Below are 10,792 nucleotides of genomic sequence, written 5' to 3' on the forward strand. Positions count from 1 at the left end.
GTCCCTCGGTCGGCGGAGCACTCGCGACGGCATGAGAGACTGGTCTAGACAACTGTGAGACACCTGGAAGGGCAGCAACACATGGCTGAGCGCCGCGTCAACGTCGGCTGGGCCGAGGGCCTTCACGCCCGACCCGCCTCCATCTTCGTCCGCGCGGCCACGGCCGCCGGCGTCCCCGTGACGATCGCCAAGGCGGACGGCAACCCCGTCAACGCCGCCTCCATGCTCGCGGTGCTCGGCCTGGGCGCGCAGGGCAACGAGGAGATCGTGCTCGCCTCCGACGCCGAGGGTGCGGACGCCGCCCTCGACCGTCTGGCGAAGCTGGTCGCCGATGGCCTCGATGAACTCCCCGAGACCGTCTGACAGCGACTGTCGCACGCATACGCCGAAGGGCCCGCCCAAAACAGGGGCGGGCCCTTCGGCGTATTTGCGTCCGCTTCCCGAGCACCGCCGAACGCAACCGAATAAAGGCAGGGGATATCACCGAATGCGGGCAGCAGAAGCAATCGCCTCGCAATCCCCCGCCGAATAGCACTTCTTTGTATACGGCGCCCTTGTTAATTCTGCAGGCTCACCGTGTTTACGACATGTTGCGAACCCCTCACGCGATCGCGTTCCCGCTCGCGCTCGCCCCGCGTCACGAACCGCAGCCGGTGCGCGGCCGTCGCCCGCTCCGTGTGCTGCGCGGTGAGCGCACGGGCCCGCTCCGCGTCGCCGCGCGCCACCGCGTCGACGATCGCCGCGTGCTCCGCCCAGGACTCCGCGGGGGCGGCCGGCGTCTCGACGACATACATCCAGGCGATCTTGTGCCGCAGCTGGGTGAGCAGCGCGGTGAGGCCGGGGCTGCCGGACGACTGGGCGAGCGTCTCGTGGAACCAGCCGCCCAGCGAGCGCAGATCCTCGCTCTGACCGCGCCTCGAACGCTCCTGGCCGAGCCTGACGAGGCCGCGCAGGACCTTCAGATGGGCCTCGGTGCGGCGCTGCGCGGCACGGGCCGCGGCGAGCGGTTCGAGGAGCATGCGGATCTCCAGGAGGTCGGCCGCCTCCTGCTCGGTCGGCTCGGCGACGCACGCGCCCGCGTGCCTGCGCGTGACGACGAACCCCTCGGCCTCCAGGGTGCGCAGCGCTTCGCGCACCGGGACGCGGGAGACTCCGTAGCGGCGCGCGAGCAGTTCCTCGGTGAGCCGGCCACCCCGTTCGTAGACACCGGAGACGATGTCGTCCCGGATGGCCGTGCATACCGAGTGCGCAGGAATGCGCATGACCTGACCTCCGCCTTAATCCCCGCGAAACGCGGTCGATTGACGCTCATTCAGCGACTCTATTGCAGAGCGTCTGAATTTCCGACGGCGGGTCGAAATCCATGGATATTTTTTGGCCAAAGGGAGGCCGTCGATCAAAGGCGGGCCCGGAACGGCGAAAGCCCCGGCTCTCGATGAGCCGGGGCTTTCGGTGAGCTTTCGGTGAACTCTTGGTGATGCGGATCAGACGTTGACGCCGTGCGACCGGAGGTAGGCGACCGGGTCGATGTCCGAGCCGTAGTCCGGACCGGTGCGGGCCTCGAAGTGGAGGTGCGGGCCGGTCGAGTTGCCGGTGGAGCCGGAGAGGCCTATCTGCTGGCCCGGGGTGACCGCCTGGCCGACGGTGACGCTGAGGGACGACATGTGGCCGTACTGCGTGTACGTGCCGTCGTTCATCTGGATGACCACGTTGTTGCCGTAGGCACCGCCCCAGCCGGCCTCGACGACGGTGCCGGAGCCGACCGCGTGGACCGTGGTGCCGGACGCGGCGTGGAAGTCGACGCCGGAGTGGCTGCCGGAGGACCACATGGCGCCGCCGGTCTGGTAGCCCGTGGAGATGGACGAGCCGGTGATCGGCGAGACGTAGCTGTTGAGGCGCTTGCGCTCGGCCTCGCGGGCGGCGCGCTCCTTGGCCTCGCGCTCCTTCTTGGCCTTCGCCTTCGCCTCGGCCTCGGCCTTGCGCTTGGCCTCGGCGGCCTTCTTCTTGGCGGCCTCTTCGGCCTTCTTGGCGGCAGCGGCGTCGTCGGCGGCCTGCTGCTGGGCGGCGGCCTGGGCGTCGATGCTGGCGGCGAGCGAGTCGCCGACGGAGATCGCCTGGGTCAGGCCCGTCTTCTCGACGGCGGCCTCGTCGGCGGCGAGCGCCGGAGCGGCGAGGCCTCCGATGACACCGGTGGTGGTGAGGGCGGCGACGCCCGCCACGTTCGCGGTGGTACGCGTGAGGCGGCTCGGGCGACGGTGCTTCCCGGTGGCACGGGTGAACGCCATGAAGCGGCTGATCCTTTCCTTCCTTCTCGCCTACCGGGTTAGCTGACGGGTTCGGAGCAGGAAGGTCTCCTACGGGTTCCTCGCCTCGCGGCAAGGTGCCCGATTCACCCCAGGGACATGTGGGTCCCCGGCTCCCCTGGCTCGCGCCGTACGGGGACTCGGCGATGACTGTCCGGTGCCGCGGACGCGGCGTACTGCATGACGAACAGCCGGACCAGACGCTAAGCGGGGCGTCTTTCCATCGCCAAACGGATCAGAGGTTTTGTAGCGCACGCCACAGGTCAGACACGTAACCTCCATAGCAATTCGGACATATGAGGACCCCAGCAGCCAATTCCCGCCACTGGGGTCCCGATATGTCCTGACTGTCCCTCAGGCCGTGACCGTCATTCAGCCCGTGACCACACTCACTTCACCGATGCCGAGCGCCTTGACGGGCTCCTCGATCTGCGCGGCGTCACCGACGAGGATCGTCACCAGCCGGTCGCCCGGGAAGGCGTTCACGACGGCGGCGGTGGCCTCCACGGTGCCGGTCGCGGCCAACTGCCGGTACAGCTGCGCCTGGAAGTCGTCCGGCAGGTGCTGCTCGACCTGATCGGCGAGGGTCGCCGCGACGGACGCGGCCATCTCGAACTTGAGCGGGGCCACCCCCACCAGGTTCTGCACGGCGACATCGCGCTCGGCGTCCGTGAGGCCTTCGGCGGCCAGGGTGCGCAGCACCTTCCACAGGTCGTCGAGGGCCGGGCCCGTCGACTCCGTGTCCACGGAACCGCTGATGGCGAGCATCGCGGCGCCCGTGCCGTCCGGCGCCGAGCGCAACACCTGGGCGAACGCCCGTACGCCGTAGGTGTATCCCTTCTCCTCGCGCAGGACGCGGTCGAGGCGCGAGGTGAGGGTGCCGCCCAGGCAGTACGTGCCGAGCACCTGGGCGGGCCAGACGCGGTCGTGCCGGTCCGCGCCGATGCGGCCGATCAGCAGCTGCGTCTGGACGGCTCCGGGGCGGTCCACGATGACCACACGGCCGGTGTCGTCGGCGGTCACCGGGGGCACCGGACGCGGCTCGGCCGTGCCGCCCGTCCAGGCGCCGAGGGTGTCGGCGAGGACGGCGTCCAGGTCCGTGCCGGTCAGGTCGCCCACGACGACGGCGGTGGCCGTGGCGGGACGGACGTGCTTCTCGTAGAAGGCGCGCACGGCCGCCGAGTCGATGGCCGCGACCGTCTCCTCGGTGCCCTGGCGGGGGCGCGACATCCGCGAGGTCGCCGGGAAGAGCTGCTTGGAGAGCTCCTTGGCGGCGCGGCGCGCCGGGTTGGCGCTCTCGTGCGGGATCTCGTCCAGGCGGTTGCTCACCAGGCGCTCGACCTCGCTGTCCGCGAAGGCGGGGGCCCGCAGGGCGTCGGCGAGCAGGCCGAGCGCCTTGGGGAGCCGGGAGACCGGGACTTCGAGGGACACCCGCACACCGGGGTGGTCGGCGTGCGCATCCAACGAGGCGCCGCAGCGGTCGAGTTCGGCGGCGAACTCCTCGGCGGAGTGCTTGTCGGTGCCTTCGTTGAAGGCCCTCGCCATGATCGTGGCGACACCGTCGAGGCCCGCGGGCTCGGCGTCGAGCGGCGCCTCCAGGTGGATCTCCACGGCGACGACCTGCTGGCCGGGGCGGTGGCAGCGCAGCACCGTGAGGCCGTTGTCCAGGGCCGAGCGCTCGGGCGCGGGGAAGGCCCACGGCCGTGCGGTGCCCGCCTGGGGCTGCGGATGGAACTGCATCGTCGCGGCCTCGGTCACTGCGCCGCCTCCTCTTCGTCCTCGTCGGTGGCTTCGGCGGCTTCAGGTGCCGCGATGGGCTCGTACACGAGCACCGCGCGGTTGTCCGGGCGCAGGCGGGCCGCGGCGGCCGCCTGGACCTCCTCGGCGGTCACGTCGAGGACCCGCTGCACGGCGGTCAGGGCGAGCTGCGGGTCGCCGAACAGGACGGCGTACCGGCACAGTTCGTCCGCGCGTCCCGCGACCGTGCCGAGCCGGTCGAGCCACTCGCGCTCCAGCTGTGCCTGGGCGCGCTCCATCTCCTCGGCGGTGGGGCCCTCCTCCGCGAAGCGGGCGAGCTCCTCGTCGACGGCGGCCTCGATGACGGGGACCTCGACATCGCCGGACGTCTTCACGTCCAGCCAGCCCAGCGAGGGGGCACCGGCGAGGCGCAGCAGGCCGAACCCGGCCGCCACGGCCGTGCGGTCGCGGCGTACGAGCCGGTTGTAGAGCCGGGACGACTCGCCGCTGCCCAGGACCGTGAGCGCCAGGTCGGCCGCGTCGCACGCGCGCGTGCCGTCCTCCGGGAGGCGGTAGGCGGCCATCAGGGCGCGGGCCGGGACCTCTTCCTCGACGACCTCGCGCAGCTCCTTGCCGATGGTGTCGGGCAGCGCGCCGTCGCGGGGCGGCTGCTTGCCGTCGTGCGAGGGGATGGACCCGAAGTACTTCTCGACCCAGGCGAGCGTCTGCTCCGGGTCGATGTCGCCGACCACGGAGAGGACCGCGTTGTTGGGCGCGTAGTACGTACGGAAGAAGTTCCGCGCGTCCTCCAGCGTCGCCGCGTCCAGGTCGGCCATGGAGCCGATCGGGGTGTGGTGGTACGGGTGGCCCTCGGGGTACGAGAGAGCGGTCAGCTTCTCGAAGGCCGTGCCGTACGGGACGTTGTCGTAGCGCTGGCGGCGCTCGTTCTTGACGACGTCCCGCTGGTTCTCCATCGACTCGTCGTCGAGCGTGGTGAGCAGGGAGCCCATCCGGTCGGCTTCCAGCCACAGGGCCAGCTCGAGCTGGTGCGTGGGCATCGTCTCGAAGTAGTTGGTGCGCTCGAAGCTGGTGGTGCCGTTCAGCGAACCGCCGGCTCCCTGCACCAGCTCGAAGTGACCGTTGCCGGGCACCTGCTTCGAGCCTTGGAACATCAGGTGCTCGAAGAGGTGCGCGAGGCCCGTACGGCCCTTGACCTCGTGGCGCGAGCCGACGTCGTACCAGAGGCAGACCGCGGCGACCGGGGTCAGGTGGTCCTCGGAGAGCACCACGCGCAGGCCGTTGGCCAGCCGGTGCTCGGTCGCTGTCAGGCCGCCTGAGCCGGCCTCGGCCGTGGCCGTGTGACCCATGGGCATGTACGTCCCTTCGATCGCGGAAAAGCTGGATGTTCAGCCAGTCCTGCCACTGTATGCAAGCGTGCCGACAACCTGTGAAGTTCCCGCTCCGCGCTCGGCGTAGTCGGGGCCGAAGTCCGGGTCGTGGTCGGCGTTGTCAGTGGGACAGTCCACAATGGTCGGCGTCAGATCCCGTTGATGCCCTGGCAGACACCGTGAAGGAGCCGCAGCAGCGATGGCCCGCCGCAGCACGAAGACCCCGCAGCCCGACGACTCGTTCGAGGAGAAGATCCTCGACATCGACGTCGTCGACGAGATGCAGGGCTCCTTCCTCGAGTACGCGTATTCGGTCATCTACTCGCGCGCCCTGCCGGACGCCCGCGACGGCATGAAGCCGGTGCACCGCCGGATCGTGTACCAAATGAACGAGATGGGCCTGCGCCCCGACCGCGGCTATGTGAAGTGTGCCCGTGTCGTCGGCGAGGTCATGGGCAAGTTGCACCCGCACGGCGACGCGTCGATCTACGACGCCCTGGTGCGCATGGCCCAGCCCTTCTCCATGCGGCTTCCGCTGGTGGACGGGCACGGCAACTTCGGTTCGCTGGGCAACGACGACCCGCCGGCCGCCATGCGGTACACCGAGTGCCGGATGGCCGACGCGACGTCCCTGATGACGGAGTCGATCGACGAGAACACGGTCGACTTCGAGCCGAACTACGACGGCCAGGAGATGGAGCCCGTCGCCCTCCCGGCGGCGTACCCGAACCTCCTGGTCAACGGCGCGTCAGGCATCGCGGTCGGCATGGCGACGAACATGCCGCCGCACAACCTGGGCGAGGTGATCGCGGCCGCCCGCCACCTGATCAGGCACCCGGGGGCCGACCTCGAGACGCTGATGAAGTTCGTGCCGGGCCCCGACCTGCCCACCGGCGGCCGGATCGTCGGACTTGGCGGCATCAAGGACGCGTACGCGGCGGGCCGTGGCACCTTCAAGATCCGCGCGACGGTCGCCGTGGAGAACGTGACGGCGCGCCGCAAGGGCCTGGTCGTCACCGAACTGCCCTTCACGGTGGGCCCCGAGAAGGTCATCTCCAAGATCAAGGACCTGGTCGGCTCGAAGAAGCTGCAGGGCATCGCGGACGTCAAGGACCTCACCGACCGCGCGCACGGCCTGCGTCTCGTCATCGAGATCAAGAACGGCTTCGTCCCCGAGGCCGTCCTGGAGCAGCTCTACAAGCTCACGCCGATGGAGGAGTCCTTCGGCATCAACAACGTGGCGCTCGTCGACGGCCAGCCCCTCACGCTCGGCCTCAAGGAGCTCCTCGAGGTCTATCTCGACCACCGCTTCAACGTGGTGCGCCGCCGCAGCGAGTTCCGCCGCAGCAAGAAGCAGGCCCGGCTGCACCTGGTGGAGGGCCTGCTCGTCGCCCTCCTGGACATCGACGAGGTCATCCGCCTCATCCGCTCCAGTGAGAACTCCGCGCAGGCCAAGGAGCGCCTGATGGAGCACTTCTCGCTGAGCGAGATCCAGACGCAGTACATCCTCGACACTCCACTGCGCCGCCTCACGAAGTACGACCGCATCGAGCTGGAGTCCGAGCGCGACAAGCTCAAGGCCGAGATCGAGGAGCTGACCCGCATCCTGGAGTCGGACGCCGAGCTGCGCAAGCTGGTCTCCTCCGAACTGGCCGCCGTGGCCAAGAAGTTCGGCACGGACCGGCGCACGGTCCTCCTGGAGTCGGCGGGCACGCCCGCCCCCACGGTGTCCCTGCAGGTCGCGGACGACCCGTGCCGCGTACTGCTCTCCTCGACCGGCCTCCTCGCCCGTACGGCCAATGGCGAGCCCTTCACGGACGGCGACACCAAGCGCGTCAAGCACGACGTGATCGTCTCGGCCGTGCCGGCGACCGCGCGCGGCGAGGTGGGCGCGGTGACGTCCGGGGGACGGCTGCTGCGCCTCGCCGTGGTGGACCTCCCGCAGCTTCCCGAGACGGCTTCGGCACCCAACCTCTCCGGGGGCGCGCCGGTTTCGGAGCTGCTCTCCCTGGAGGCGGACGAGAAGCTGATCTGCCTGATGACCCTGGACGAGTCCTCGCCCGGCCTCGCCCTCGGCACCGAACAGGGCGTGGTCAAGCGGGTGGTCCCGGACTATCCGTCCAACAAGGACGAGCTGGAGGTCATCACCCTCAAGGACGGTGACCGGATCGTCGGCGCGGCCGAGCTGCGCACGGGCGAGGAGGACCTCGTCTTCATCACGGACGACGCCCAACTGCTTCGCTACCAGGCCTCGCAGGTCCGTCCGCAGGGCCGCCCGGCGGGCGGCATGGCGGGCATCAAGCTCGCGGAGGGCGTCAAGGTCATCTCCTTCGTGGCGGTGGATCCCGCCGTGGACGCCGTGGTCTTCACGGTGGCGGGCTCGCGCGGCACGCTCGACGACTCGGTGCAGACGACGGCCAAGGTCACGCCGTTCGACCAGTACCCCCGCAAGGGCCGGGCCACGGGAGGCGTGCGCGTCCAGCGCTTCCTGAAGGGCGAGGACTGCCTGAGCTTCGCGTGGGCGGGCCCGACGCCACCGCTCGCGGCCCAGCGCACCGGCCTGCCGGCCGAGCTGCCGGAGATCGACCCGCGCCGAGACGGCTCGGGGGTGTCGCTGGCGAAGCCGGTGGCGGCGGTGGCGGGCCCGGTGTAGTCAGGTCTGGTGAGGTCAGTCGCCCTGCGGTTCCTGCACGTACCGCAGTACGCCCCACATGCTGTGCTCATCGGCACCGGCCTGTGGGGCGTACTCACGACACGCCTCAAGCTCCTTCTCCAGAGCGGGTACGTCGACGCCGGACCCGATGAGCACGAGCTGTGTGAGCCGGACCTCACCCGCGGCCCACGGCTCGGGGTAGAAACGCAGAAACCGCCCCACGGCGTGCACGGCGTACTTGTTGCGCGGATCGGCGGCGCCGAAATCGACGTACCCCTTGATGCGGTAGAGCCCCTCCGGCCTGCTGTCCAGGAGAGCCATCAAGGGGCGGGGAGCCAGCGGCACTTCGGAGACGAAGGAGAGGCTTTCGTAGGCGGAGTGCAAGTGATCGTGGTGACCGTGGAGATCGCCCCCGTCCTGCTCAGGGGAGTGCGAATCGGAGCGCAGATCGGAGTGCAGATCGTCGAAGGACAGCTGCCCGATCCGCTCCCCCACGGGCCTGCGGTCGAGGAGCAGCTCCACGTCGACGCGCCCGTACGAGGCGGGGACGACGGCGGCACGATCGGTGAAACCCCGGACGGCACCGAGAATCCGCTCCCGCTCCGCCTCGGGCACCCGGTCGGCCTTGTTGACGACGACAAGATCGGCGATCCCCAGATGCCGGTCGACTTCGGGATGCCGCTCCCTGGTGGAGTCGAACTCGGCGGCATCGACGACCTCGACGAGCCCCCCGTACACGATGTGCGGATTCTCGCTGGCGAGCACCATCTTCACCAGCTCCTGCGGCTCGGCGAGCCCGCTGGCCTCGATGACGATGACGTCGATCCGGGCGGACGGCTGAGCAAGCTTCTCCAGATAGACGTCGAGCTCACTGGCGTCCACGGCACAGCACAGGCACCCGTTGCCGAGCGAGACGGTGGAATCACCGAGCTGCCCGGCGACCGCCATGGCATCGATCTCGATGGACCCGAAGTCATTGACGATCGCCCCGATACGGCTCCCTCCGCTGCGGTGCAGCAGATGGTTGAGCAGGGTCGTCTTGCCGGAGCCCAGAAAGCCGGTGAGGACGATGACCGGGATCTGCTGCTTGCTCACGTGCGACCTCTCGCATCGGTACGTTCATGTCGGCGTCCCGCACTCATCGGCGCCCGCACCCGGCGCTCGGCGCCCGTACCGGCGCTTGCCGGCGTCCGCGCTCAGCGCCCGAATCCCGCGCTCCGAATCGGCGCTCCGGATCTCGTACGACGAATGAAGACGGCCCCAGGATATGTGCGCGTAGAAGCGCCGCGAAGTGAACGATTGTTAGCGGCGCTCGCGGGGCACACATTGGGCACGGCGTCGGGACGCGCGGCCACCGCATCCTCCTGTGCGCCTCCTCTCCGCCTCCCTGCCGATCAGCGCCGCTCGGCACCCTGGGAGACGGCAAGCGCGCCGCCCACCGCTCGCCGGTCCGCTCCCTGTCGACCCGCACCCGACGACCGGCGGACGGTCGCCTGATTCGGGGGTTGACATGGCCACACAGATTTTTGGCATACGGGGACTGGGTTCCGCCACCGGGGCTGGACTCGCGTTCGCGGCGGGGGCCTTCGCCCTGCTCGCCGCGCAGCAGCGACGCTATGCGGAACTCCGCATACAGGTCGACCGCGCGGAGCGGGCCGACTGGCGCCGCACCATGATGGCGGAACAGCAGGAACTCCAGCTCTACCTGCTGCGCAAGGCGATCGACGATCCCGATCTGGCCGCCGTCTTCAGCATCGCGGAGGCGGACTCGCCCGCTCAGCAGCGGCAGTTCCTGTTCGCCAACGCGCTCTACACCAACGCCCTGCTGGCGTATCGCATCGGTGTCGTCAACTGGGAAGAGCTGCACGGTCACCTTCGCGTGATGTGCGCCAACCCCATCTTCCAGCAGTACTGGCACGCCACCCGTCACCAGCGGGCCAGCCTGAAGGACTCGTCCGACGAGGCCAAGGTGGGACACATGACGGACGCCATCATCCATGACCTGGACGAATCCGAGTCCGACGAATATTGGGTGATCGGGCAACCGCCACCTGAGGACCAACCACCCGTCTCGTAGGGCCAGTTGGATGAGGTGCGCGCGTAATTGGATGAGGTGCGCACGTAATGCGGGTGGCGTGAGGGGACCTGCGCTACGGGGGGCTAGATTTACCCGCTGTTACCCTCTCCGACCCTAAGGACCGGGATCCCCCTTGAAGATCGTGCGCCGCATCGGTGCGTCTCCACGCGACCGCGGAAGTCTCACCGGCGACACCTGCCCCGACATCTTCGAGCTCAGCGACGGCAACTTCGCTGTGATCGGGACAGAGGCCACAGCGGCGCTCGAGAGCGAGCTGCCCGCGGACGCCGCACGCGCCGACTATGAACGCATCGTCATTGTCAGCAGGGAGACACTCATCCGCGCAAAAGCGGACATTCCCAGCGAGTGAGGCCGAGGCTGCGCGCCGAGACAGCATGCGCCCAGCCTCTCCCTCGAGGTCGGCACTCCGGTCACCCCGTTGAGACCTGCCTCCGGAAAGCTGTCCACCTGCGAGGACGGGGGCCTCACCCTTCCCCCCATTCACCAACGTTGAGGTGCGGCGCGCGCGGGCCCCCCGCCCCCCAAATATGTGTGATAAAAAAAAAAAACAAACCCACAAACCCCTCGACAAAACCATAAACAACAAGGGAAACCGGAAAGAAATACTATAGTG

General features: G+C 69.2%; 9 protein-coding genes and 1 riboswitch. Of the genes, 4 read left to right on the top strand and 5 right to left on the bottom strand.

Translation table 11 applies throughout. The annotated features are described in order from the left end of the window. Positions 1-81: 81 nt before the first annotated feature. Positions 82-363 (top strand): HPr family phosphocarrier protein, encoded by a 282-nt coding sequence (locus ACFWY6_RS15815; RefSeq protein ID WP_361816791.1) that lies wholly within the window; start codon positions 82-84, stop codon positions 361-363. Positions 364-557: 194 nt separating this feature from the next. Here the strand turns inward: ACFWY6_RS15815 and ACFWY6_RS15820 are convergent, their stop codons facing one another. The 4 genes from ACFWY6_RS15820 to ACFWY6_RS15835 form a co-directional block, all read right to left on the bottom strand. Continuing rightward, the gene (locus ACFWY6_RS15820) at positions 558-1,262 is read right to left on the bottom strand and encodes a GntR family transcriptional regulator (RefSeq protein ID WP_384689931.1); all 705 of its coding nucleotides are present in this window, start codon (positions 1,260-1,262) and stop codon (positions 558-560) included. A 222-nt stretch (positions 1,263-1,484) separates the two neighbouring features. Then, complete coding sequence (locus ACFWY6_RS15825; RefSeq protein ID WP_266871335.1) at positions 1,485-2,285, bottom strand: M23 family metallopeptidase; 801 nt, start codon at positions 2,283-2,285, stop codon at positions 1,485-1,487. Between the two features lie 12 nt (positions 2,286-2,297). Continuing rightward, a riboswitch (cyclic di-AMP (ydaO/yuaA leader) is annotated at positions 2,298-2,459 on the bottom strand. A gap of 216 nt (positions 2,460-2,675) precedes the next feature. Further along, on the bottom strand, positions 2,676-4,061 hold the full coding sequence (locus ACFWY6_RS15830; RefSeq protein ID WP_384689934.1) for a M16 family metallopeptidase: 1,386 nt from the start codon (positions 4,059-4,061) through the stop codon (positions 2,676-2,678). Then, positions 4,058-5,413, bottom strand: coding sequence for a pitrilysin family protein (locus tag ACFWY6_RS15835; protein ID WP_266871333.1), 1,356 nt, complete (start codon positions 5,411-5,413; stop codon positions 4,058-4,060). The genes ACFWY6_RS15830 and ACFWY6_RS15835 overlap by 4 nt, the downstream gene beginning before the upstream one ends. Before the next feature lie 214 nt (positions 5,414-5,627). Here ACFWY6_RS15835 and ACFWY6_RS15840 point away from each other — a divergent pair, with 214 nt between their 5' ends. Next, positions 5,628-8,081, top strand: coding sequence for a DNA topoisomerase (ATP-hydrolyzing) subunit A (locus ACFWY6_RS15840; RefSeq protein ID WP_384689937.1), 2,454 nt, complete (start codon positions 5,628-5,630; stop codon positions 8,079-8,081). 15 nt (positions 8,082-8,096) lie between these two features. On the opposite strand, the gene ACFWY6_RS15845 is transcribed toward ACFWY6_RS15840, so the two are convergent. Beyond that, entirely contained in the window at positions 8,097-9,176 is a 1,080-nt protein-coding gene (locus ACFWY6_RS15845; protein ID WP_384689940.1) for a CobW family GTP-binding protein, read from the bottom strand. Positions 9,177-9,591: 415 nt separating this feature from the next. On the opposite strand from ACFWY6_RS15845, the gene ACFWY6_RS15850 reads away from it, so the two are divergent. Both ACFWY6_RS15850 and ACFWY6_RS15855 read left to right on the top strand, forming a co-directional pair. After that, complete coding sequence (locus tag ACFWY6_RS15850) at positions 9,592-10,158, top strand: DUF6082 family protein (RefSeq protein ID WP_384689943.1); 567 nt, start codon at positions 9,592-9,594, stop codon at positions 10,156-10,158. Positions 10,159-10,291: 133 nt separating this feature from the next. Continuing rightward, positions 10,292-10,528 (top strand): hypothetical protein, encoded by a 237-nt coding sequence (locus tag ACFWY6_RS15855; RefSeq protein ID WP_384689946.1) that lies wholly within the window; start codon positions 10,292-10,294, stop codon positions 10,526-10,528. The last annotated feature ends 264 nt before the right edge of the window (positions 10,529-10,792 follow it).

The sequence above is a fragment of the Streptomyces sp. NPDC059037 genome, from assembly GCF_042740015.1.
In the GTDB taxonomy this organism is placed as follows: domain Bacteria; phylum Actinomycetota; class Actinomycetes; order Streptomycetales; family Streptomycetaceae; genus Streptomyces.

Excerpts from the sequence above, each read along its gene's own strand:
- ACFWY6_RS15815 (WP_361816791.1), top strand. The coding sequence starts at position 82 with ATGGCTGAGCGCCGCGTCAACGTCGGCTGGGCCGAGGGCCTTCACGCC.
- ACFWY6_RS15820 (WP_384689931.1), bottom strand. The coding sequence starts at position 1,262 with ATGCGCATTCCTGCGCACTCGGTATGCACGGCCATCCGGGACGACATC.
- ACFWY6_RS15825 (WP_266871335.1), bottom strand. The coding sequence starts at position 2,285 with ATGGCGTTCACCCGTGCCACCGGGAAGCACCGTCGCCCGAGCCGCCTC.
- ACFWY6_RS15835 (WP_266871333.1), bottom strand. The coding sequence starts at position 5,413 with ATGCCCATGGGTCACACGGCCACGGCCGAGGCCGGCTCAGGCGGCCTG.
- ACFWY6_RS15840 (WP_384689937.1), top strand. The coding sequence starts at position 5,628 with ATGGCCCGCCGCAGCACGAAGACCCCGCAGCCCGACGACTCGTTCGAG.
- ACFWY6_RS15850 (WP_384689943.1), top strand. The coding sequence starts at position 9,592 with ATGGCCACACAGATTTTTGGCATACGGGGACTGGGTTCCGCCACCGGG.